Genomic DNA, 23,156 nt, shown 5'->3' on the forward strand with positions numbered 1-23,156 from the left:
ATTCTGAGAAAACAATAAAAAACCGGGCCACGAGGGCCCGGCCAATTTTAAGCGATTACGCAAATTCGCGTACTTTAGCCTTTCGTCTTGCGGATCTCTTCCTCGAACCAGCGCGGGTGGTGCTTGCGCGCCCAGCCGTAGGTCACCGTGCCGCGGACCATCGCGCCGATCGATCCCTTTACCCAGATGCCGGCGTAAATGTGGATGATGATCGAGACGATGATGCCGAACGCGCAGACCGCGTGCAGCAGCGAGGCCAGGCGAATCAGGCCGACGGGGAACAGGTACGAGAAGTACGCGCGCCACATCACGATGCCGGTCAGCAGCAGCCCGACCATGCACAGGATCAGCACGTAGAACAGTACCTTCTGGCCCGCGTTGTAGCGGCCGACGCGCGGCAGCTTGTCTTCGCGGTGGGCCAGCACGTCCGGCAGGTGGGTGAACCATTCGCGGTCGCCCGGTTCCAGGTAGTTGTGATGCCAGAAGCGGATCACCATCACCATGAACGAGACGAACATCACGAGGCCGATGAACGGATGCAGGATCCGCGTCCACTGGCCGCCGCCCAGGAACACCGCCATCCACGACGTGGCGGGGTGGAACAGGGCGAGCCCGGATACGGCGAGCAGGATGAAGCAGATCGCCGTGATCCAGTGGTTCGAGCGCTCGTTCGGCGTGTACCGGTCGAGCAGCGGATTGCCGTCCTTGTCGTGCTTGATTTTCTGATCACCGCGCGCCATGGTTTTCCTCCCGAATCTGCTCGGCCGCCTTCAACGCGGCATCCTCGTCGCGCTTGGAGACCTCGTTCGGGCCCACGCGCGAGTAGTGGAACCAGCCCACCACCGCGGCCGCCGCCATGCCGGCCAGCGCCAACGGTTTCGTCAAGCCCTTCCACAGGCCCACCATCGGGCTGATGGACGGGTTCTCAGGCAGGCCATGATACAGCGCCGGACGATCGGCGTGGTGCAGCACGTACATCACGTGCGTGCCGCCGACGCCAGCCGGATCGTACAGGCCCGCGTTCGCGTAGCCACGCGACTTCAGGTCTTCGATCCGCTCTTCGGCGTGCTGCTTCATGTCTTCCTTCGTGCCGAAGACGATCGCACCGGTCGGGCAGGTCTTCACGCAGGCCGGTTCCTGGCCGACGGCCACGCGGTCCGAGCACAGCGTGCACTTGTACGCGCGGTTGTCCTTCTTCGAGATACGCGGCACGTCGAACGGGCAGCCCGTCACGCAGTAGCCGCAGCCGATGCAGTTCTCTTCGTGGAAGTCGACGATGCCGTTGGTGTACTGCACGATCGCGCCAGGCGACGGGCAGGCCTTCAGGCAGCCCGGTTCCTCGCAGTGCATGCAGCCGTCCTTGCGGATCAGCCACTCGAGGTTGCCGTCTTCCTTCTCGTGTTCCGAGAAGCGCATCACGGTCCACGATTGCGGCGTCAGGTCGATCGGGTTGTCGTACACGCCGACGTTGCCGCCGACGTCGTCGCGCAGGTCGTTCCACTCGGAGCAAGCCGTCTGGCAGGCCTTGCAGCCGATGCACTTCGACACGTCGATCAGCTTCGCGACGGTACCCGTGATCGGCTCGCGGGCCGCCGGCGGCTGCACCGTCGTCGCCGAGATGCGTTTGATGTCTAGAGATTGTAATGCCATGATTAGTCCTTAACCCCGCTTATGCCTTCTCGACCTTCACCAGGAACGACTTGAATTCCGGCGTCTGGGAATTGCCGTCGCCCACCGATGGGGTCAGCGTGTTGGTGAGGTAGCCAGGCTTCGTCAGGCCCTTGAAGCCGAAGTGCAGCGGAATGCCGACCGTGTGGGTTTCCTTGCCTTCGATCTTCAGCGACTTGATCCGCTTCGTCACGACGGCTTTCGCCACGATCGTGCCGCGCTTGGACGTCACCTTCACCTTGCCGCCGGCGACCACGCCGATTTCCTTCGCCAGTGCCTCGCCGATTTCCACGAACTGCTCCGGCTGCGCGATCGCGTTCAGGCGGGCGTGCTTGGTCCAGAAGTGGAAGTGCTCGGTCAGGCGATAGGTCGTCGCCACGTGCGGGAAGTCCTCATGCTTGCCGAACTGCGCCCGGTCGCCCGGGAACACGCGCGCGCCAGGATTGCTCGTCGCCTTCGGGTTCTTCGGGTGCAGCGGGTTGTAGCCCAGGGGGTTCTCGAACGGCTCGTAGTGCTCGGGGAACGGACCTTCGTTCATCTGACCACGGGCGAAGAAACGCGCCACGCCTTCGGCATTCATGATGAACGGGTTCATGCCGTTGGCCGGGTCTTCGTCCAGCTTGAAGTCAGGCACGTCCGCGCCGCTCCACGTGGTGCCGTTCCAGGCCACCAGCTTGCGGGTCGGGTCGAACGGCTTACCCTTCGTGTCGCACGAAGCGCGGTTGTACAGCACGCGGCGGTTCGCCGGCCATGCCCACGCCCAGCCCAGCGTATTGCCGATGCCGGTCGGGTCGCTGTTGTCGCGGCGGCCCATCTGGTTGCCCGCGGCCGTCCAGCTGCCGGCGAAGATCCAGCAGCCGGAAGCCGTGGAACCGTCGTCCTTCAACTGGGCGAACGATGCGACTTGCTCGCCTTTCTTCAGCAATACCTTGGTCGGGTCCTTCGGATCCGGGATTTCCTTCAGCGCCTTGCCGTTGAACTCCATCGCCAGTTCTTCCGGCGTCGGGGCGTGCGGCTTCGCGTACGGCCACGTCAGGTTCAGGATCGGGTCCGGGAACTTGCCGCCTTCCGTCTGGTACATCTTGCGCAGGCGCAGGAACAGGCCGGACATGATCTCCACGTCGCCCTTCGCCTGGCCCGGCGGCTCGGCGCCTTGCCAGTGCCACTGCAGCACGCGCGACGAGCTGACCAGCGAACCGCGTTCCTCGGCGAAGATCGCCGTCGGCAGGCGGAACACTTCCGTCTGGATCTTGGTCGGATCGACATCGTGGAATTCGCCATGCGACTTCCAGAATTCGCCCGTCTCGATCGCCAGCGGGTCCATGACCACGAGGTACTTCAGCTTGGACAGCGCCTCGGTCACTTTCTGCTTGTTCGGCGCGGACGCCAGCACGTTGAAGCCCTGGCAGAAGTAGCCGTTCATCTTGCCCTGGTGCATCAGTTCGATCGTCTGCAGCAGGTCGTACGGCTTGTCCAGCTTCGGCAGGTAATCGAATGCCCAGTTGTTTTCTTCCGTGGCGGCGTCGCCCCACCAGGCCTTCATGAAGCTGACGTGGAACTTCTTGTAGTTGCTCCAGTAGGACAGCTGGTTCGGACGCAGCGGCTTCGGTGCACGCGCATCGATGTACGCGCCGAAGTCCTGCTCCTTGTCGAACGGCAGGGTCATGTAGCCCGGCAGCAGGTTCGACATCAGGCCCAGGTCGGTCAGGCCCTGGATGTTCGAGTGGCCGCGTAGCGCGTTCATGCCGCCGCCGGCGATACCGATATTACCCAGCAGCAGCTGGACCATCGCGCCCATGCGGATCGTTTGAGCGCCGGTCGAGTGGTGCGTCCAGCCCAGTGCGTACAGCACGGTCGCGGCGCGACCCGGCACGGCCGTCGACGCGAGCGTCTCGGCAACCTTGTGGAACTGTTCGGACGACACGCCGCACACGCGCTCCACCATTTCCGGCGTATAGCGTGCGTAGTGCTTCTTCATCAGCTGGTACACGCAACGGGGGTGCTCCATGGTCGGGTCGACCTTGGCAAAGCCATCCTCGCCGATTTCGTAGTTCCAGCTCGACTTGTCCGCGTACTTGCCGGCCTTGTCGTCGTAGCCCGAATAGATGCCGTCGTCGAACGCGAAGTCTTCGCGGACGATGAACGACATGTCCGTGTAATTGCGGACGTATTCGTGCTGGATCTTATCGTTCGTCAACAGGTAGTTGGCGATCGCTCCGAGGAACACGATATCCGTGCCGGTACGCGTGGCAACGTAATAGTCGGCCACGGAGGCGGTACGGGTGAAACGGGGGTCGACGACAACGAGCTTGGCCTTGTTATGTGCCTTCGCTTCGGTGACCCATTTGAAACCACAGGGGTGCGCTTCGGCGGCATTACCGCCCATAACCAGAATCACGTCGGCATTTTTAATGTCGACCCAGTGATTCGTCATCGCACCACGGCCAAACGTCGGGGCAAGACCTGCCACCGTCGGACCGTGTCAAACACGCGCCTGGTTATCGAATGCGAGCATCCCGAGACTGCGAACAGTCTTGTGCGTCAGGTAACCGACCTCGTTCGAGGCGGCCGAGGCTGCCAGGAAGCCGGTGGTGAGCCAGCGGTTGACGGTCTTGCCGTCTTCCGTTTTCTCGATGAAGTTGGCGTCGCGGTCGGCCTTCATCAGCTTGGCGATGCGGTCGAGCGCGTCGTTCCAGGAGATCTTCTGCCATTCGGTGCCGCCCGGCGCGCGGTATTCCGGCTCGGTCAGGCGGTTCGGCGAATGGATGAAGTCGATCAGGCCGGCACCCTTCGGGCACAGGGTGCCGCGGTTGACGGGGTGGTCGGCATCGCCTTCGATGTGGATGATGCTGGAGGCGGCGTTTTTCGCGCCGTCACCGAGGCCATACATCAGGATGCCGCAGCCGACGGAGCAGTACGGGCAGGTATTGCGGGTTTCGGTCGTGCGCGCGAGCTTGTATTGCCGGACTTCGGCCATGGCCGTAGCCGGCGCAAAACCCAGCGCCGCGATGCTCGAACCCGCGATGGTAGCGCCAGTTACCTTCAGGAACTGGCGACGTGACATCTGGTTCATAAGAATCCTTTGTGAGGAGTTATTGCTTTCAGCGAGGTGATCTTATCACCGCGCTGAATGTATTTTCGCAGCGAAACTCAAATTAATGGGTCAACTGTGGCGCCAATACGTGTTATCCCTTATCAAAAAGTCTCGAGATCTTTCAAAGATTTCCATGATTGAGATCAAGCGTTAGCGATTTATTCATTTACTTAAATGAGAATCATTCTCGGCTGATTTAATGGCTGTAACCGGCAATATGTCGATCTTGCTAAATGTTCAAAAAGACGAGCCGGGCAATTCCGCCCCTTGCGATGCGACGGCGGCGCTTGTGGCATCATGGCTGCCTTGCCAGAAAGTGTGCTCCATGATCCCGACACCACCCGCCGCCTGTCCTCTCCCGTCCAGCCAGGAACTGCCTCCCGCAACGAGGCCGCACGACGTGCTGCGCGTGCGCGACGGCATCCCGGAAACGGTGGCCGACGTGCTGGCCGAGGAAGTGCCCGTCGCGCTCGTCTACAACGGCATCTCGCATGCGGTGATGATGGCCACGCCCGCCGACCTGGAAGACTTCGCGCTGGGCTTTTCGCTGACCGAGGGCTTGATCGACCATGCGGGCGAGTGCTACGGCATCGACGTCGAGGCGGGGCCGGCCGGCGTGACCGTGCAGCTGGAAGTGGCCAGCCGCGCCTTCATGGCGCTGAAGGAACGGCGCCGCACGCTGGCGGGCCGCACCGGCTGCGGCCTGTGCGGCGTGGACAGCCTGGACCAGGTGTATCGCACGCTGCCGCCGGGCCATGGCCGAGCCGTGCTGGCCGGCAGCGCCGTGCGTGCCGCGCTGGCCGCGTTGCCGGCCCGGCAGGCGTTGAACCGCATCAGCGGCGCGACCCACGCGGCGGCCTGGTGCGACATGGACGGCACGCCGGCCGTCGTGCGCGAGGACGTGGGCCGCCACAACGCGCTGGACAAGGTGATCGGCGCGCTGGCCCGCACGCCGGCGTCGCGGGCCGGCGACGGCTTCGCGCTGGTGACGAGCCGGGTCAGCGTGGAGATGGTGCAGAAGGCCGCGATGGCGGGCGCCGTCGCGATCGTCGGCGTGTCCGCGCCGACGGCCGCCGCCGTACGCATGGCCGAGAATGCCGGCATGGTGCTCGTCGCCTTCGCGCGCGGCAGCCAGTTCGTCTGCTACGCGGGGCAGGACCGGCTGGCGCCCTGACGCTCCATTGCAGCCTGCAAGAGGCTGCCTGCAGGCCGGCATGCGGCGTAGGCTGACACGAGGCCGGGAAGTATGCTGACGCAAGCGCGCTGCCGTTCTTGGTTTAATGGCGGCGAGGACGCATACCATGGACAAACAACACGCAAGCGGCGCAGTGCCGCGCATTACGCTCGGACTGGAGAAAGTGGAGATCGACGCCGTGCTCGAAGCCTGCGAGCTGGTCGGGCAAGTGCTGCAAGCCGTCGTGCCGGATGCGAACGCCAGGGCCGCCGCGCGGCTGCTGGCCGAGGCCACGCGCGACGAGCACCACGACGAACCGTTGACGCGCTCGATCCTCGTGCAGGTCGCCCGCGCATTGCAGCGCCGCGGCCTGCAATAGCTGTCCGCTTCCGGACACCCGGCTGTACGATCGCGATCACCGCCGCCGCCGGCCACGCGGCAGGCCGTGCCGTGCCGGCCTGGCATGCTCATTGCAACGTTTTCATCCTTTCATTTGCTACAGTGAAGGGATGGAGACGATGACGACAAGGATCACGCAATGACCGCGCGCCTGCCGCGCCACGTATGGCGCAGCCTGGCGGCCGACCCGTGGCACGCGCTGGCCGCGCTGGCGACACTGGCGCTGGGCCTGGCCGCGTTCGCGCTGCTGACGGCATTCGTGCGGCACGCGTGGAACGTCGATGCCGAAGTGCCGGAGCACGTGTACATCCTGAAGCAGCGCGACAACACGGCGCCGCAAAGCCCGTGGTACGACCAGGCGCCGATGGCGCTGGCGCGCAGCGCCGCGGCCGTGCCCGGTGTGACCGCCGCGACGGCGTTCGTGCCGCTGCGGCCGGAACTGCAAGGGCTCGTCGTGCGCGCCGGCGGCAGGCTGGCACCGCTGACCGGCCTGACCGTGCTGCCGGGCTTCGGCGCGATGCTGGGGCTGGCGGCGGGGCAGGGCGACCTGGAGACGGCGCTGGCACGGCCGGACGGCATCGTGCTGACGGCCGAAGCGGCGCGCCGCCTGTTCGGTACCGAGCACGCGCTGGGCCGTACGTTACGCGCCGAAGGCCAGGTGCTGAAGGTGGCGGCCGTGCTGCCGCCGCGCCGGCACGGCTCGACGATCGCGTTCGATGCGCTGGTCGGCGTGCAGTGCGCCATCGTCGAAGCGGCAATCCGCGAGGAATTGCTGACGGCCCGCCAGGGCTGGCCCGGCAAGGTGCTGCTGCGCCTCGCGCCAGGCACGGCACCGCAGGCGGTCCAGGCGGCGCTGCAGCAAGCCGTCGGCCGCATCCCCGGCCTGCAGCCGCACGATGCGGCGACGCTGGCGCGGCTGGGCGGACGCCCGCCTTTGGCGCTGGAACTGGCGCCGCTGCGCCATGCCTACTTCGATGACGACATCGGCAGCAATTTCCTGTGGAGCGCCGGCGAGCGCGCCAACCCGGTCCTGGTCGGTGGCCTGGCCGCGGTGGCGCTGCTGATCCTGGCGCTTGCGGCCAGCAATTACGTCAACCTGGCCGCGGTGCGCGTGCTGCGGCGCCAGCGCGAGATCGCCGTGCGCAAGGTGCTGGGGGCCCGCGCCCGCGACGTGGCGCTGCACTGCGCCGCCGAGGCGGTGGGCATGGCGGCGCTGGCCAGCGCGCTCGGGTTGCTCCTGGCGTGGCTGGCGCTGCCCGCGTTCGCCGCGCTGGCCGGCCGCCAGCTCGATGCCGCGTTCGATGCCGGCCACGTCGCCGGCCTAGTGGCCACCGGCCTGCTGCTGGGCGCCGTGGCGGCCGTCTACCCGGCCTGGCTGGCGGCACGCGTACGCCCGGAACGGGCGCTGGCCGGCAAGCCCGGTACCGAAGGGCAGGGGGCGGCACGGATGCGGCGCGCGCTCACCGTGCTGCAACTGGCGGCCGCGATGGGCGTGGCGAGCGTCGCGCTGGCGATCGCCTGGCAGGCGCGTTTCGCGGCGCAGGCGGCACCGGGCTTCGACCCGGACCCGTTGACGCTGGTGGACCTGCCCGGCCAGGTGCGCGCCGATGCGCGGGCGCGCGGCTACATGGCGGCGCTGGCGGCGCAGCCGGGCATCGAAGGCGTCACCGTGTCGCTCGATGCCGTCGGGCGCAGCGACGATCCGATGCACCGGCAGTACCAGCGCCCGGGCGGGCAGGGCGTGGCGCTGGACGCGAAATGGGTCGGCGCCAACTACTTCACGCTGTACGGCATCCGCGCGCGTGCGGGCCGGCTGTTCGACCCGCGCACCGACCGCGACGACGATGGCACGCCGCTGGTCCTCAATGCCGAGGCGGCGCGCGCCCTCGGCTTTGCCGATATGGCGCAGGCGCTGGGCCAGACGGTGCTGTTCCACGACTGGGACGGCAAGGTGGCGCCGCGCCGCATCGTCGGCATCGCGCCGCCGCTGCGGTTCCAGTCGTTGCGCGAGCAGCCGCACCCGGTCGCGTTCGAGCTGTCCACCGCGGGTGCGACGTTGACGGTGCGCTCGCAGCTGCCGCTGGAACGGGTCGACGCGCTGCTGCGCCAGTTGTGGCCGCGCTGGTTCCCGGACGCGCTGCCGCGCATCCACCGCGCCGGTGCCGTCCTGGCGCGCAATTACGCGGACGATGCGCGGCTGGCCCGGCTGCTGGCGCTGGCCACCGGCGTCGCGCTGGCGCTGGCGGCGGCCGGCTGCTACAGCCTGTCCGCCCACACGGTGCAGCGGCGTGCCGCCGAGATCGTGCTGCGCAAGCTGCACGGCGCGCGCGCCGGGGCGATCGGCTTGCTGGTGCTGCGCGAGACGGGCACCCTGGCGTTGCTGGGCGCCGCAGCCGGGCTGCCGCTGGCGGCGGTGGTAATCGAGCGCTACCTGGCCGGCTACGTGGAACGCGCGCCGCTGCAGCAGTGGGCATTGCCGTGCGCGCTGGCGGCCACGGTGGCCGTCGCCCTGGCTGCCGCGGCGCGGCAGGCGTGGCTGGCGATGGGGGTCACGCCGGCGCAGGCGCTGCGGAGCTAAACCGGGGCGCGCTGCGCCAGTGCCGCCGCGGCGGCCCGCACCAGCGCCGCCGGGCCCACCGGCTTCGGCAGGTGGTCCGTGTAGCCGGCATCGAGGGCCCGCTGGCGCTCGCGGGCGCCGGCAAACGCCGTCAGCGCGAGCGCCGGCAGGTGTTCGCAGCCGGGCAGCGCGCGCACCTTGCGCAGCAGTTCGAAGCCGTCCATGCCGGGCATGCTGATGTCGCTGATCAGGAGGGCGGGGCGCACCCGCGCGACCAGCTCCAGCGCGGCGGCGCCGCTGCCGGCCGTGTGCACGCGCGCGTGGGCACCGACGAGGGCGCGGCGCAGCACGTCCAGCGAATCGGGCTGGTCGTCCGCCGCGACGATCACGGCGCCGCCCAGGTCGGGCATCGCGCCGCTGCGCTCGCGCTCACGCGGTATGGGCGGCCGGGCATGCGCCGCCACCGGCAGGCAGATCGTGAACGTGGCGCCGTGGCCCGTGCCGGCGCTGTCCGCGCGGATCGTGCCGCCTTGCAGTTCCACCAGCTGGCGGGCGATCGACAGGCCGAGACCGAGGCCGCCGTGCCGCCGCGTCGTCGACGAGTCGGCCTGGCGGAAACGGTCGAACACGTGCGGCAGGAAGCCGGGCTCGATGCCGATGCCCGTGTCCGTGACGCGGATCGTCACGTGGTCACCGTGGCCCGCCAGCGTGACGCCGACGCGCCCGCCCGGCTCGGTGAACTTGACGGCGTTCGACAGCAGATTGCCCATCACCTGCTGCATGCGCGCGGCATCGGCCAGCACCGGCCCGGCGCCGCGGTCGATGTCGGCACCCAGCACGATGCGGCGGGCCAGCGCGGCGGGGCGGATCGCTTCCACCGCCGCCGTCACGAAGTCGGCCGGCCAGGCCGGCGCCGGGTCCACCTGCACCTTGCCCGAGACGATGCCGCTCATGTCGAGCAGGTCGTCGATCATCTGTGCCTGCGCGCGCGCATTGCGCTCGATCGCCGCCAGGCCGCGCCGCAACGTGGCATCGTCGCGGGCACCCTGCTGTTGCAGCAGCTGGGCCCAGCCCAGCACGGCGTTCAGCGGCGTGCGCAGCTCGTGCGACAGCGTGGCCAGGAATTCGTCCTTCAGCACGGCCACCCGTTCCAGTTGCACGCGGGCCTCGTGCTCGCGGATGAACTGGGCGCGGCGTTCCTCGGCCGTCGCGAGCGACGCGGCCAGCACGTGGGTGCGGGCCTCCAGGCGGGCATCGTAGACGGAGACGATCAGCGCGATCGTCAGCACGGCCGCCGTGGCCAGCATCACAAGCACGGCGAGGTTGACCTGGTCCATGCCGCGCTCGGCGGCGAGGCACACGCTGCCCGCCGGGAAGGCGGCCGCCGCCATGCCCGTGTAGTGCATGCCGGCGATCGCCAGGCCCATCACGACGGCGGCCGCGCCCTGGATCAGCGTGGCGCGCGGCGTGCGCTGGCGCAGCCGGTAGGCGATCCACAGCGCGCCGGCGGAGGCGCCGATCGCCAGCAGCAGCGAGACGGCAAAGACGACGGGGTCGTAGACGATGCCCGGCCGCATCCGCATCGCCGCCATGCCCGTGTAGTGCATGCCGTTGATGCCCAGGCCCATCAGCAGCGCGGCCAGCACGAGGCGGCGCGTGGGCACCACGCGGTGGCGCAGCTGCCACAGCGCGAGCCCCGTGACGGCGACCGGAAGCAGCAGCGACAGCGCCGTGATGCCCAGGTCGTAGCCGACCGGGATCGGCAGCTGGAACGCCAGCATGCCGATGAAATGCATGGCCCAGATGCCGATGCCGAGCGCCAGCGCGCCGCCGGCCGTCCACATCGCCGCCGCCGTGCCGCGCGCGCTGCGCACCCGGTCGGCCAGGCTGAGCCCCGTGTAGGACGCGAACACCGCGACCAGGATCGACACGAGGACGAGTCCCGGATGGTAATGGCCGCCGAGATAGACGCCGGCGGATGGGCCGACGTACGGGCCAAGATAGGTGCTGAGGTCTCCGCTCTGCATGATTCGATCGTGCCGTTGGGCTGTGCTCACTATACCGGAGTCCGCCGGGCGGTGAAGCGCGCGTGGCGTGCGCCTGCTACCATGGCGCCCCGGAAGGAGAACCCGATGTGCGTGAATTACGTGACGGTCAGGCGCGACAGCCTGGCCACCTTCGCCGTACCCGTGCCGCCGGCCGGGCAGTGGGAACACGAGGTGTGGCAGGACTATGCAGCGCCGATCGTCGTGGCGGCGCCCGATGGCGGCCGGCGCTGCCTCGTCGCCACGTACGGCATGCTGCCGCAGCACCGCCTGCCGCCCGGCAGCCGCGCCTACTCGACGATGAATGCGCGCAGCGAAACGGCCGATACGCTGCCCAGCTACCGCGATGCGTGGACGCGCTCGCGCTTTTGCCTGGTGCCGATGGAACGCTGGTTCGAGCCGAATTATGAAAGCGGCCGGCACCAGCGCTGGGCGATCGGCCGTGCCGATGGCCTGCCGCTGGCCGTGGCCGGCCTGTGGCGCGCATGGGAAGAGCCGGATGGCCGGCGCGTCTGCTCGTTCACGCAGCTGACGGTCAACGCCGATGCGCACCCGCTGCTGGCGCGCTTCCACAAGCCCGGCGACGAGAAGCGCGCGCTGGTGCCGCTGCCGCCCGAGCGCTGGGACGCATGGCTGCGCTGCCGCGACACGGCGCAGGCGCGCGCGATGCTCGTGCTGCCGGATGCCGCCGTGCTGACGGCCGAGCCGGCACCGCAGGACGGCATCGGCGAGCGGCAGGTGGCGCTGTTCTGACGCCCGCCAGCTGAAGGCGGACTGCGCCTTGCTGGCGCCGTGAGAACTTAGTATTATGGCAATGCGACGCGATACCGCGCCGCCGGGCGCGCCGCGCCAGCCACTTACTTCATTCTTGCCATGCTAGATACCCTCCAGGCCGCACGTGCGCTGGCCTCGCTGTGCGTACTGCTGTTTCATCTCTCGATCATGATGGGCGTGGCGCGCTATGGCGGCGTGGCCGCGTTCAGCGACGTGACCGCCTCGCTGGGCGGCGTGCGCTTCTTCTTCGTGCTGTCCGGCTTCATCCTGCTGATCGCGCACGCGCGCGACATCGCGCCGGTGGCCGCGCCGCTGCGCACGCGCCTGGCCGCATGGCGGCACTACCTGTGGCGCCGCTGCATCCGCATCTATCCGCTGTACTGGCTGTACACGCTGGTGTTCACCGGCCTGGTATTGCTGGGCACCGGCACCGAGGCGCGCATTCCGGACAACCTGGCCGACTGGGTCACGTCGCTGACCTTGATCCGCTTCACGCCGGCGCAGCCGCCGTTCCCGGTGGCGTGGAGCCTGTTTCACGAGATGGCGTTCTATGTCGTGTTCTCCGTACTGGTGCTGAACCGCCGCGCCGGCATCGCGTGCTTTGCCGTGTGGAGCGTGATCTGCCTGGCGTTCTATGGGTATGCGCCGGTGGAAGGGCGCACCGCGTGGGCCGTCTACACGGGAGCCTACAACCTGTACTTCGTGCTCGGCATGGGGGCATGGTGGCTGTGGCGCCGCGGCGGTACTGGCACGGTGGAACTGCTGGCCGGCGCGGGTGTCGTGGCGGTTGCCGCCGTGCTGGTGCGGATGCATCAGCCGGGCTACCTGCTGATGATGGGCGGCTTCGCACTGCTGCTGGCCGGTGCCGCGAAGCGCGAGCGGGCCGGCCGGGTGCGCGTGCCGCGCTGGCTCGTGGCGATCGGCAATGCATCGTATTCGCTGTACCTGATCCACGAACACGTGGCCGGCGTGCTGCTGAAGGTGGCGATGCGCTCCGGCCTGTACCAGTACGCCGGGCCGCATGCCACCTACCTGGTCGTCGTCGCCGGCACGACGCTCGGCGGCATTACCGCCTACCGGCTGATCGAGCGGCCCTTGCTGTCCTTGCTGCGCCGGACCGAGCGCAAGCCGGTCCCGGTGGTTGCCGCGCCGGCGGCGGCGGGCGGCAGCGCGCTGTAGTACAGCTCGCGATAGCGCTCGTGCAGCTTGCGCAGCACGGCGGGCGCCGTATAGGGTGACGCGAATTGCACGCAGGCGGCGCGGTCGCGCGCCTGCGCCAGCGTTTCGGCGATCGCCGCGGCCAGCGCTGCCGGCGTGCGCTCGGCCACCAGCCGGCCCGCCGCCGGCCCGGGCACGAGCCGCGCCGCTTCCCCGACATCCGTGCTGACGATCGGCAGGCCGCAGCTGAGCGCCTCCAGCAACGTCACCGGCATCCCTTCCGTGATCGACGACAGGCACAGGCAGTCCGCCACGTTCATCCAGCGCGCCACGTCGCAATGGCCCAGCGTGCCGGGCAGCCGGACGGCGTCGCTCAGGCCGTGGCTGCGCACGAATGCCTCGATCGGCGGCAACAGGTCGCCGGTGCCGATCATCACGAGCACCGCGTTCGGATGCTGCTGGCGCAGCGCCACGAAGGCTTGCAGCAGCAGCAGCGGGTCCTTGACGGCGGCGAAGCGGCCGACGAACAGGATCAGCGGCTGGGCCGCATCGAAGCCGTGCTCGCGTGCCAGGGCCGTCCGCAGCGCCGCGCTGGCGCCCGCGGGGGCGGGCGCGAACAGATTGCTGTCGACCCAGGTCGGCAGGAAGTCGACCGCTACCCCATGGGGCGCGAAGCGGCCCCGGTAGCGGGTCGCCGCATCCTCGCGCACCATCCATACTTGCCGCATCGGCCGGATCAGCTGGTCTTCCAGCCAGCCGTACGTGGCCGGCAGGTGACGCCATTTCGCTTCCCAGCGGCGCCCCAGCAGATCGCCGGCCGGGTCGCAGTGCAGGAACAGCGTGCGGGTGGCGGGGCGCCGCAGGAACACGAGGCTGGGTTCGATCCGGTGGAACTCGAGAATCGATCCGTCCGTCTCGATCATGTGCCGGTGGCGCCACAAGCCGAGCGCGAAACGCAGCGTCAGCGGAATGCGGCTTGGCACGCGGCGATCCGCTTCCAGCACCGGCATGAAACGCAGCGCCGTGCCGTCGACCTCGACCTGCGACCAGCGGCCGAGCGGATGCTGGTGGCGGTCGTGCGTGATGCCGACGAGGCTGATGCGGAAGTCGGGCGGCGCGAACCTGATGAGGCTGCGGATAATCGAACCGATGCCGCCGGCATTCGGTATCGTCGGGTCATAAGGATGAATCTGGATGACGGCAGGCATTTCGCGATCCGCGTTGACGGACGACCATGAATGAATTGCAGCAATTTTAACACCGCAAATTAGAAAATAAACAACGGTGAGGTCGCTGCAACAATATCAAGATGAAATTTTTAACGGAAATTTAACTGTAAACCTTTTATATCGTTTCTTCTGAACCGCTGATAAATCGTCATGTGCCTGTTGATTTGTCCATGCTCCGCCTGCATATCTGGCGGGTAGCGATCAACAAGGAGAATATGATGGAACCTCTACATAACAGTGGTGCGCAGGATCAGGACGTCGGCGTATACAACCCCGGCCGCCTGCTCGATGCGCTTGCCGAACGGCTGGGAGCGAAGAACGATGCGGCACTGTCGCGGGCACTCGAAGTGGCGCCGCCGGTGCTGAGCAAGATCCGTCACGGCCGCCTGCCCGTCGGTGCAACGATCCTGCTGCGCATGCACGAGGCCAGCGGTATCGGCATCCGTGAACTGCGCGACCTGATGGGCGATCGCCGTGCACGCATGCGCATGAGTCCGCAAGAATTCCGCCCGAAAACGGGGACGCAGGGCGACGAACAACAGCCTGCCCGCTGAACTGCCGGGCATTGCCGGCCCCGTTTCAGCCAGCAGGTGCGGATCGGCGCGTCCGTCGTGCATGCGCACGCCCGTGGCCGCGTACAGCGTGTCGGTGACCGCGGAGACCTGCTGCGCCATCGCCGTAGCTCAGCATTGCGCCCCCCGAATGGGAGAGCGGCAGCGTCATTGCCGCACCGCCGGCTTCGCCTCTACAATCGTGTGATGACGAGAACGGGCGAGCTGCGGCAATACCATTACTTCCTGACCCTGGCGCAGGAGCTGCACTTCGGCCGTGCCGCGGCGCTGTGCTTCATCACGCAGCCGGCCCTGAGCCAGCAGATCGCCCGGCTCGAGGACTCGGTGGGCGTGCGGCTGTTCGTGCGCGAGCAGCGCCAGGTCGCGCTGACGCCGGCGGGCGAGGTGTTTCGCGACGGCGTGCAGCAGTTGTTCCGGCTGATCGAGGACACGACCCGGCGCACCCGCGCCGCCGGCGGCCTGCCGGAAATGAAGCTGTCGATCGGCCTCGTCGAATATGCCCACGTGCCGATGCTGCCGGCCGCATTGAAACGCCTGCGCGCTCTGTACCCGGACGTGAAGGTGGCGCGCCACGAGATGGATGCGGCCACCCAGGTCGACGCGCTGCTGCGGGGCCGGATCGACGCCGGCATCGCCGTCATCGTCGACGACCCGGCCACGCTGCTGCCGCATGACGGCACGATCCGCGCCCAGCGCCTGCTGGCGGCGGGCTGGCAACTGCTGGTGCGCGACGACCATCCGCTGGCCCAGGCCACCGAGGTGGCGCTGCCACGGCTGGCGCAGGAGCGCATCGTGATGTTCGCGCGCGACGTCAACCCATCCGTCTACGACCGCGTGCTGGCCGCCTGCCGCGACGCCGGCGCGGCATTGGACATCGTCTACGAGACGAGCCAGGTGCAGACCGGCGTGCAACTGGCGCGCGAAGGCCTGGGCTGCATGCTGTGTACCGCGTTCGCGGTGGCCGATGCGCTGCCCGGCATGCGCGCACTGCCGGTGCCGGCGCTGGCGCCGCTGGCGATGCATGCATTCTGGCGTTCGCGCGAGCCGCAGCCGCCGGTGCTCGATTTCCTCGCCATCACCGCGGAGGAAGCGCGCCGGGTCGAAGTGACGCGCTTCCAGCGTTAGCTTCCCTGGGGCCCGCGGCGGCGCAGCGTGGCGCTGCAGGCCTCCAGCAGCAGCGCGATGCCGAACGCCCCCGCGCAGGCCAGGAAAATGACGTGGTGCCGCCCGCCGCTGTATGCGAACAAGTACGAGAATGCATAGCCGGCCAGCGCCTGGAACAGCGCGAACACGGTCGTCGCATGGCCCCAGGCCGCGTGCTGCGCATGGGCGTCGCCGGGCAGCAGTTCATGCAGCCGGCCGATCATCAACGTGACGACGCCCGGCGTGAACGCGCCCAGCAGCACGCTGGCTGCGGCCAGTGCCGGCGCTGCGGGCCGCCACGCCAGCAGCAGCGCGGCGGCGCCGGACAGCACGAGGCCCAGGCGCAGCGCGCGGCCGGCGCCGATGCGGTCGGCAGCCAGGCCGTACAGCATCGGCCCGCCCAGCGCGCCGGCGCCATACAACAGCCAGTACACGGCACCGGTGCCGCTGCCCTGGCCCAGGCCGCGCGCGACGTAATCGACGAGGAACACTGCGGCGCCCAGCAGGCCGACCGCAACCAGCGCATATGCGCCGTACAGCAGCCGCACGGCAGGCGGCATCGGTTGTCCGCCCGCTTGCGGTGGCGCGACATGCGTGTATGCCGGCCAGGCGCGCCACGTCAGCGCCGTCAGCAGCGCGGCCAGCGCGGCGAGGCCCAGCCAGGTGGCCGCCAGCCCCGCGGCCAGCAGCAGCGGCACCAGCGTGGCCGATGCCACGATGCCGGCGCCGATGCCCATGAAGATGGCGCCACTGGCCAGGCCGCGGCGCGCCGGCGGCACCGCCGGCAGGACCGTCTGCGCCACCAGCACCATCACGACGGCGCCGGCAAAGCCCGACACGAGGCGCCAGGCGAAATACCACAGCAGCGAAACGGGTACCGCGCAGGCGGCGAACGACGCGGTGGCCAGCGCCATCATCAGTCGCAGCATCGTGCGGTTCGACCAGCGTGCGCCGAGACGGCGGGCCGACAGCGCGCCTGCGAAGTAGCCGGCGAAATTGGCGGCGCCGAGGTAGACGACGTCGCTGGCCGCGAACCAGTGCGCCCCGATCAATGCCGGAATCAGCGGGGTGTAGGCAAAGCGCGAGAGGCCGATCGCGACGAGGCTGGCCGACAGGCCGGCGCAGATCTCGAACCAGGGCGTGGCGGGCTGCCCGGTGTGCCGCGGCAGGGTGCCTTCGTGGGATGGGGGCATGGCGAACTCCTTTCTTTGCCCCATGGTAGGGGCGCCGGCGGCCGGCGACCAATTGGAAATGGCGGGGTGATCGATAAGCTGCGGCTTATCGACGATGAGCAGGATCCTGTCCTGGACGTTACAATTGCCGGGTTGTCACCTCCACTTCGCACCACGCATGTCCCTCCCATCCAGGCGACTTTCCGCCATCGCCTTCAGCCTTGTCTCGATGTGGGCCGCCCCGGCCGCGCGCGCGCTCGACCCGAGCGTGCCGCTGGCCGCGCTGCACCACGACAGTTGGACGGCGAAGAACGGCGCGCCGGGCGAGGTGTCCGCGCTGGCGCAGACGCGCGACGGCTGGCTGTGGGTCGGCACCGCCGAAGGCCTGTTCCGCTTCGACGGCATCCGCTTTCGCCGCTTCGAGCCGCAACCAGGCGACGCCGCACCGCGCCCCCTCGTCACGGCGCTGACGGCGCTGCAGGATGGCGGCCTGTTGATCGGCTACCTGCGCGGCGGCGTCGCGCTGCTCAAGGATGGCCGGCTGCGCGGCTTTCCGACGATGGGCCCGGACGGCAAACCGCTGGGCCCCGTGTTCAGCACCGTCATCGACACCGACGGCGCGCTGTGGATGGCGACGACGCGCGGCCTGCTGCGGCTCGACGGCGCGCGCTGGACCAATGCCGGTGCCGCGCTGGGGCTCGGTGCCGGCGCGACGAGCAATCTCATGCTGGACCAGTACGGCCAGCTGTGGGTGGCGGAAGGCCGCAAGCTGTACGTGAAGAAGCGGGGCGCGGTGCGTTTCGTACCCGTGCTGGACGGCGTCGATGCCGTCAACCTGATCGCGTCGCCGGATGGCCGGCTGTGGGCCGACACGCACGAGCGCCTGGTGCCGGTGCCGCCCCAGCACGAAGGCCCCGTGCGGCCGGTGCCCGACTGGCTGGCCCGGGCGAACGGCCAGGAAAACGGTCTGTTCGACCGCGACGGCAATTACTGGTCGCTGGGCTGCCCGGTGGGCATCTGCCGCGTGGCCGGTGTCGGCGCCGGCCCGGCGCGGGAGCTGCGGCCGAACGCCGGTCCGCGCGAACGGCTCGACCAGCCGTGGCAACTGAACAGCACGACGACCAACGTGCTGTTCGAAGACCGCGACGGCAACCTGTGGGTCGGCAGCCAGGCGGGGCTGGAGCGCTTCCGGCACAATCGCGTCCAAGCCGTCGCGCTGCAAGGCGGCGAGCGGGTGTTCAGCTTCGCCAACGCGCCGGACGGCAGCCTGCTCGCGCTGGCGACCCCGACGGGGACGATGTGGAAGCTGACCGCGCAGGGCGCGCAGGCGCTGCCGGAGCGCCTGCCGCCCGGACCGATGGGCGCGCTGGCCAACGCCACCGACGGCGCGCTGCTGGTCGCGCTGCCCGATGCGATCGAGCGGCGCACCGCGGCCGGCGTGGAGCGGATCGCTTACCCGGCGATGCCGGACGGCGCGCGGCCGTGGACGCAGCGCATCGTCGACGACGGCACGGCGCTGTGGATACGCGTCGGCAGGGTGGGCCTGTTCCGGCGCGATGCCGCCGGCTGGCGTGGCGAGGCCGAACTGGGCCTGCCGCCCGCCGCCACGGTGTCCGAGCGGGGCAAGCCCGGCGAGATGTGGTTCGGCTATGACGGCGGCGTGATCGTCCATTACGCGGCGGGCCGCGTGACGCGCTATGCACTGGCCACCGGCACGGGCCTGGGCGCCATCACCTACCTCCATGTGGGAGAGCATGTCATTGCGGCGGGCGACAGCGGCATGGCGATCCTGTCCGGCGGCCGGTTCCGCTACCTGAGCGCCGCCGACCCGGACGTGCTGGCGAACGTCTCCGGCATGGTGGTCGTCCCGAATGGCGACCGCTATTTCAACGGCAAGCGCGGCATCGTGCACGTGACGGCGGCCGATTGGCGCGCCAGCGTGGCGCAGCCGGAAGTGCCGCTGCGCTACACGCTGCTGGGCGCGCTGGACGGTTATCCCGGCGCGGCGGCCACCATCGGCCGGCAGCCGACCGCCGTCGCCGGCCCGGACGGCCAGCTGTGGTTCGCCGCATCCACGGGACTGGCGCGGGTCGACCTGACGCGTCCCGAACCCCGGCCGGCACCGCCGCGCGTGCGCATCGAAACGCTGGTGGCGCGGCGCGAACGGCATGTCGACCTGCCGGAGCACCTGGCGCTGCCGGCCGGCACCAGCTCGTTCCGCATCGAGTACACGGCGCTGAGCTACCGCACGCCGGAGACGGTGCGCTTCCGCTATCGCCTGCAAGGCGTGGACGCGGACTGGCAGGAAGCGGGCACGCGCCGCGCCGTGTCGTACACCAACGTGGGGCCCGGCACCTACCGCTTCGAGGTCGAAGCCGAGGACGAGCTGGGCCAGCGCGATACGGCGCCCGCGGCGCTGACGGTGGATATCCCGCCTACATTCACGCAGAGCCGCTGGTTCGCGGTACTGGGCGCCTTGCTGGCCGGCGGGGCCGTCTACCTGCTGTACCGCCTGCGGCTGCGCCAGGCCACGCAGCGCATCGCCGAGCGGCTAGCCGAACGCGAGCGCATCGCGCGGGCGCTGCACGACAGCTTCCTGCAAAGCGTGCAAGGTCTCGTGCTGACGTTCCACGCGGCGCTGTCGGAGCTGCCGGCCGGCTCGCCCAGCCGTGCCAAGCTGGAACGGGCGATGCTGCTGGCAGAACGCGTGATCGAGGAGGGCCGCGACGAGGTACAGCGCCTGCGCTCGCCGGACGGGCCGGAAGGCGACGTGGGCGCGGCGCTGGCGCAGGTGGGTGCGGTGCTGCAGGAAGGGCACGACGCGCGCTTTGCCCTGCACGTCGAAGGCGAGCGCACGGCGCTGCGCGGGCCGCTGAACTGCGAGGTCTATCACATCGGCCGCGAAGCGCTGATCAACGCGTTCCGCCACGCCGGCGCGCGCCACGTCGTCGCCACGCTCGATTACGGCGCCGACGCATTCGTGCTGCGCATCGCCGACGACGGCCGCGGGCTGCCGCCCGAAGTGGCGCTGTCCGGCCGGCGCAGCGGCCACTGGGGCATCCCCGGCATGCATGAACGGGCCGAGCGCGCCGGCGGCACGCTGCGGCTGTACGGGGGCGACGGCGGCGGCACGGTGGTCGAACTGACGGTGCCGCGCACCGCCGCGTACGAGGACGCCGGCTGGCGCCTGCCGCGGCTGTGGCCTGCCGCTCAGGGCGCCCGGTAGAACTCGATCTCGACGATCGACAGCACGCCTTTCGGCGTCTGGTTCGCGCCCGTGTCGGCGATCGCCTGGTTGGCCACCTCGGTCAGCCGGATCGCATTTGCCTCGTCAGCCTCGCCATTGAGTTCGACGCGCACGGTGCTGCCGCGGCGCGGCGCCAGCGGCAACGTCACGTAGCCGAGGCTCTTCGGCGTGCTGCCGCTCCAGACCTGTTCGCCGTCGACGAATACGCGCAGCGGATAGCTGCGTTCGCGCCAGCCGGCCAGCTTCAGCGTCATTTCGGTCAACGTGGCCGGTTCCGTCAGCCGGTAGGTCACCGCGGGATTGCGCTCGCCCGGATTGCTCGACCATTTCGTCGTCTCGTCGTCGTCGAACGTGGCGCCCGCATCGCCGCCGCCGGATGCCTCGGCCGCCGCGATAGGCACTGACACGCGGCTGACGCGGTACGACGGCGTCGCCGGGGTCGGGCCGCGTTCCAGGTTCGATGGCAGGCCGTCCGCCGGGAACTCGCGCGCCAGGCCGCCCGTCACCTTCACGGCCAGCGTATCGAGCGTCACCACGGCCGGCGCCAGGCCGTCGGCCGTGGCGCGCAGCACGACGCGGCCGGCCTCGGTGGTGCTGCGCACCAGCACGCGGTTGACGCCACCCTCGACGGGCAGCGCGCGCGCCAGCACGTGATTGCCCGGCCCCTGCGCGATACCGCCGCGCCATTCGGCCGGCCCGTGCAGGTCGAAGCGCACCGTGTCCAGCGCGACGGGGTTGCGCCGCCCCTGGGCGTCCACCACCTCGACCTGCACGAGCGCGAGGTCGGCGCCGTCGGCGCGCAGGCCGCGCGGGCCCGTCAATGCCGTCAGCTTCAACGCCGCGGGCGCGCCTGCCGTCGCCAGCCTGGCCTCGCACACCTGGCGGCCGCCGGCATCGTAGCCCACCGCCCGCAGCTCGCCAGGCTGCCACGCCACGTCGTCGAACGTGAACAGGAAGCGTTCGCTCTGCCGGCCGGCGCCGAGCTTGACGCCATTGAGGTAGAGATCGACCCGCTCGGCGCTGGAGATCACCGTCACCGGTTTCACGGTGCCGGGCGCATAGTTCCAGTGGCCGACGATGTGGGCACGGGGCCGTTCCACGTCGACCCAGCCGTCCCACATCACCTGGTGCGCGTAGTAGCCGTCCTTCGGGATGCGCATCGCATCGACCTCGCCGCTGCGGCGGTAGTTCTCGGCGCCGCGGTGGTGCGTATTACTGTCCGAGAAAACGATGTTGACGCCACCGGACGACACCCGCGTGCCGGTGCCCGGGCGCTCGCGCCAATAGTCGTACCAGCGCTTCACGTTCTCGATCGCGTGGCTGTCCATGTTGCGGTTGTAGGCGGCCGCGCTCTGGCCCTTGTGCGGCGGGCCGTCGCCGTCCTTGTGGAATGGCGGCGTCCAGTCGTCCCAGAATTTGCGGGCCGCCTCGTCGCGCGAGTACTCCATCGCCCACATCGGCATGCGCGCGCTCTTATTGATGTATAACATTTCGCCGCCATACTCGGCGATCCGCTGCAACTCCGCCGCCAGCATCTCGCGGCTGCCGGCGGCGCGGCCGCCATGCGGATCGTAGCGGTCGCGCAGCGCCTTCATCTCGCGCATGTGCTCCGCGCTGACGCCGCGGTTGCCGGCCTCGAAGAACACGATGCTGGGGTTGTTGCGGTAGTAGACCATCGCATCCGTCATCACGGCAATGCGCTGTTCCCAGCGGCGGCCCGTCACGTCCGCCTCCGAATCGCCGGCCGGCATCGCCTGTAGCATGCCGACGCGGTCCAGCGATTCCACATCCTGCCGCCACGGCGCGATGTGCATCCAGCGGATCAGGTTCGCGTTGCTCGCCACCGCGAGGCCGTTGCTGTAGTCGCTGAGCCAGGCCGGCACGGACATGCCGACGGCCGGCCATTCGTTCGATGTGCGCTGCGCATAGCCCTTCAGCTGCAGCGCGCGGCCGTTCAGCTTGACGATGCCGTTATTGAACTCCGTCTGCCGGAAGCCCGTGCGCGTGACCACCGTGTCGACCGCCTTGCCATCCACCTTCAACGTCGTCGCCACGTCGTACAGGTAGCCGTAGCCCCAGCTCCAGAAGTGCAGGCCGCGCACCGGCGCGGCGGCGTGCAAGGTGGTAGTGGCACCGGCCGCGATCGTGCGCGGCGGGGCGGCGAAGCGCGCCACTTCCTTGCCGTCGCGGTCGCGCAGCCGCACCTCGTACGTGACCGTGCGTGCCTTGCCGGATTCGTTGCGCACCTCGGACTCCGCGTGGATCGTCGCGCGGCCGGCCGCGATGTCGAATTCGCGCGCGTACACGTAGACGCCTGTCGTGCCCAGCGTTGAGTACAGCGGCAAGGTCTGGTACAGGCGGTCCGTCACGTGCAGCCGCACGTTCTTCGGCAGGCCGCCGTAGTTCGCGTTGAAGTTGCGGTCGGCCCATTGGTAGCGCTGGCCGGTGGCGGCTTCGCGGTAATCCCAGCGGTTGTCGGTGCGCACGGCCACCACGTTCTCGCCGGGCGCGAGGGCCGCCGTGATGTCGAAGCCGAACGCCGTGACGCCGTTTTCGTGCAGCCCCAGGCGCTTGCCGTTCACGTACACCTCGGCGGCCTGGCGCGCGCCCTCGAACTCCAGGAACACTTTGCCGCGCGCAGCACCGGCCGGCAGCGTAAACCGCTTGCGGTACCAGGCGATGCCGGTGCGGTGGTCGACGATGTCCCTGCCGAATGCATCGTCCTCGTTCCATGCGCGCGGCAAGGTCACGGCTTGCCAGCTTGCGTCGTCGAAGCCGGGGCGCATCGCATCGGGCGGGTCGGCAACGGCCAGGCGCCAGCCGGGGTTGAAGTTGTAGACGGTGCGTGCGGCCTGGGCCGGCAAGGTGCCGCATGCCGCCAGCAGTACGGCGCACGCGAGGAGGCGCGAGGGGGAGGGCGTCAT

The 23,156-nt window shown here is 69.4% G+C and carries 15 protein-coding genes; 8 read left to right on the top strand and 7 right to left on the bottom strand.

Annotation, left to right across the window (positions count from 1 at the left end; genetic code table 11):
* Positions 1-74: 74 nt before the first annotated feature.
* From IP92_RS24025 to fdnG, 3 genes are read right to left on the bottom strand one after another with little or no spacing between them, the layout of a single operon-like run.
* Positions 75-740, bottom strand: a complete 666-nt coding sequence (locus tag IP92_RS24025) for a formate dehydrogenase subunit gamma (RefSeq protein ID WP_145880027.1) — start codon at positions 738-740, stop codon at positions 75-77.
* Complete coding sequence (gene fdxH, locus IP92_RS24030; RefSeq protein WP_145880030.1) at positions 727-1,650, bottom strand: formate dehydrogenase subunit beta; 924 nt, start codon at positions 1,648-1,650, stop codon at positions 727-729. Before fdxH ends, IP92_RS24025 begins: the two co-directional genes overlap by 14 nt.
* Positions 1,651-1,669: 19 nt before the next feature.
* Complete coding sequence (gene fdnG, locus IP92_RS24035) at positions 1,670-4,741, bottom strand: formate dehydrogenase-N subunit alpha (RefSeq protein WP_145880032.1); 3,072 nt, start codon at positions 4,739-4,741, stop codon at positions 1,670-1,672.
* 346 nt (positions 4,742-5,087) lie between these two features.
* Here fdnG and fdhD point away from each other — a divergent pair, with 346 nt between their 5' ends.
* The 3 genes from fdhD to IP92_RS24050 all read left to right on the top strand — a co-directional run bounded on the left by fdhD (position 5,088) and on the right by IP92_RS24050 (position 8,913).
* Positions 5,088-5,936 carry a formate dehydrogenase accessory sulfurtransferase FdhD gene (gene fdhD / locus IP92_RS24040; RefSeq protein ID WP_145880034.1) on the top strand — a complete coding sequence of 283 codons (849 nt, stop codon included), beginning with the start codon at positions 5,088-5,090 and terminating at the stop codon, positions 5,934-5,936.
* Positions 5,937-6,063: 127 nt separating this feature from the next.
* Positions 6,064-6,315: a hypothetical protein gene (locus tag IP92_RS24045; RefSeq protein ID WP_145880036.1), complete on the top strand. Its 252-nt coding sequence runs from the start codon at positions 6,064-6,066 to the stop codon at positions 6,313-6,315.
* A 159-nt stretch (positions 6,316-6,474) separates the two neighbouring features.
* Positions 6,475-8,913: an ABC transporter permease gene (locus IP92_RS24050; protein ID WP_145880038.1), complete on the top strand. Its 2,439-nt coding sequence runs from the start codon at positions 6,475-6,477 to the stop codon at positions 8,911-8,913.
* Here the strand turns inward: IP92_RS24050 and IP92_RS24055 are convergent.
* Entirely contained in the window at positions 8,910-10,919 is a 2,010-nt protein-coding gene (locus tag IP92_RS24055; protein WP_145880040.1) for an MHYT domain-containing protein, read from the bottom strand. The genes IP92_RS24050 and IP92_RS24055 overlap by 4 nt on opposite strands.
* 105 nt (positions 10,920-11,024) lie before the next feature.
* Between IP92_RS24055 and IP92_RS24060 the strand changes: the two genes are divergently transcribed.
* Together IP92_RS24060 and IP92_RS24065 are read left to right on the top strand one after the other, a co-directional pair.
* Entirely contained in the window at positions 11,025-11,690 is a 666-nt protein-coding gene (locus IP92_RS24060) for an SOS response-associated peptidase (RefSeq protein ID WP_145880042.1), read from the top strand.
* A 120-nt stretch (positions 11,691-11,810) separates the two neighbouring features.
* The gene (locus IP92_RS24065; protein ID WP_145880044.1) at positions 11,811-12,890 is read left to right on the top strand and encodes an acyltransferase family protein; all 1,080 of its coding nucleotides are present in this window, start codon (positions 11,811-11,813) and stop codon (positions 12,888-12,890) included.
* Here the strand turns inward: IP92_RS24065 and IP92_RS24070 are convergent.
* Positions 12,785-14,077: a glycosyltransferase gene (locus IP92_RS24070; RefSeq protein ID WP_145880046.1), complete on the bottom strand. Its 1,293-nt coding sequence runs from the start codon at positions 14,075-14,077 to the stop codon at positions 12,785-12,787. The genes IP92_RS24065 and IP92_RS24070 overlap by 106 nt on opposite strands.
* A gap of 236 nt (positions 14,078-14,313) precedes the next feature.
* Between IP92_RS24070 and IP92_RS24075 the strand changes: the two genes are divergently transcribed.
* Both IP92_RS24075 and IP92_RS24080 read left to right on the top strand, forming a co-directional pair.
* Complete coding sequence (locus IP92_RS24075) at positions 14,314-14,652, top strand: hypothetical protein (RefSeq protein WP_145880048.1); 339 nt, start codon at positions 14,314-14,316, stop codon at positions 14,650-14,652.
* Between the two features lie 204 nt (positions 14,653-14,856).
* Positions 14,857-15,795 (top strand): LysR family transcriptional regulator, encoded by a 939-nt coding sequence (locus IP92_RS24080; protein ID WP_145880050.1) that lies wholly within the window; start codon positions 14,857-14,859, stop codon positions 15,793-15,795.
* Here the strand turns inward: IP92_RS24080 and IP92_RS24085 are convergent.
* The gene (locus tag IP92_RS24085) at positions 15,792-17,006 is read right to left on the bottom strand and encodes a YbfB/YjiJ family MFS transporter (protein WP_145880052.1); all 1,215 of its coding nucleotides are present in this window, start codon (positions 17,004-17,006) and stop codon (positions 15,792-15,794) included. The two genes, IP92_RS24080 and IP92_RS24085, sit on opposite strands and share 4 nt — an antisense overlap.
* A 157-nt stretch (positions 17,007-17,163) precedes the next feature.
* Between IP92_RS24085 and IP92_RS24090 the strand changes: the two genes are divergently transcribed.
* Complete coding sequence (locus IP92_RS24090) at positions 17,164-20,211, top strand: sensor histidine kinase (RefSeq protein WP_145880054.1); 3,048 nt, start codon at positions 17,164-17,166, stop codon at positions 20,209-20,211.
* Here the strand turns inward: IP92_RS24090 and IP92_RS24095 are convergent.
* A complete protein-coding gene (locus tag IP92_RS24095; RefSeq protein ID WP_145880056.1) occupies positions 20,196-23,156 on the bottom strand; it encodes a glycoside hydrolase family 2 protein in 2,961 nt (986 codons plus the stop codon). The genes IP92_RS24090 and IP92_RS24095 overlap by 16 nt on opposite strands.

Source organism: Pseudoduganella flava, assembly GCF_007830495.1.
GTDB classification, from domain to species: Bacteria; Pseudomonadota; Gammaproteobacteria; order Burkholderiales; family Burkholderiaceae_D; genus Rugamonas; species Rugamonas flava.

Coding starts and splice junctions, on each gene's coding strand:
- IP92_RS24025 (WP_145880027.1), bottom strand. CDS start 740: ATGGCGCGCGGTGATCAGAAAATCAAGCACGACAAGGACGGCAATCCG.
- IP92_RS24055 (WP_145880040.1), bottom strand. CDS start 10,919: ATGCAGAGCGGAGACCTCAGCACCTATCTTGGCCCGTACGTCGGCCCA.
- IP92_RS24050 (WP_145880038.1), top strand. CDS start 6,475: ATGACCGCGCGCCTGCCGCGCCACGTATGGCGCAGCCTGGCGGCCGAC.
- IP92_RS24065 (WP_145880044.1), top strand. CDS start 11,811: ATGCTAGATACCCTCCAGGCCGCACGTGCGCTGGCCTCGCTGTGCGTA.
- fdxH (WP_145880030.1), bottom strand. CDS start 1,650: ATGGCATTACAATCTCTAGACATCAAACGCATCTCGGCGACGACGGTG.
- IP92_RS24095 (WP_145880056.1), bottom strand. CDS start 23,156: ATGACGCCCTCCCCCTCGCGCCTCCTCGCGTGCGCCGTACTGCTGGCG.
- IP92_RS24080 (WP_145880050.1), top strand. CDS start 14,857: ATGACGAGAACGGGCGAGCTGCGGCAATACCATTACTTCCTGACCCTG.
- IP92_RS24060 (WP_145880042.1), top strand. CDS start 11,025: ATGTGCGTGAATTACGTGACGGTCAGGCGCGACAGCCTGGCCACCTTC.
- IP92_RS24070 (WP_145880046.1), bottom strand. CDS start 14,077: ATGCCTGCCGTCATCCAGATTCATCCTTATGACCCGACGATACCGAAT.
- IP92_RS24090 (WP_145880054.1), top strand. CDS start 17,164: ATGTCCCTCCCATCCAGGCGACTTTCCGCCATCGCCTTCAGCCTTGTC.
- IP92_RS24075 (WP_145880048.1), top strand. CDS start 14,314: ATGATGGAACCTCTACATAACAGTGGTGCGCAGGATCAGGACGTCGGC.
- fdhD (WP_145880034.1), top strand. CDS start 5,088: ATGATCCCGACACCACCCGCCGCCTGTCCTCTCCCGTCCAGCCAGGAA.
- IP92_RS24045 (WP_145880036.1), top strand. CDS start 6,064: ATGGACAAACAACACGCAAGCGGCGCAGTGCCGCGCATTACGCTCGGA.
- IP92_RS24085 (WP_145880052.1), bottom strand. CDS start 17,006: ATGCCCCCATCCCACGAAGGCACCCTGCCGCGGCACACCGGGCAGCCC.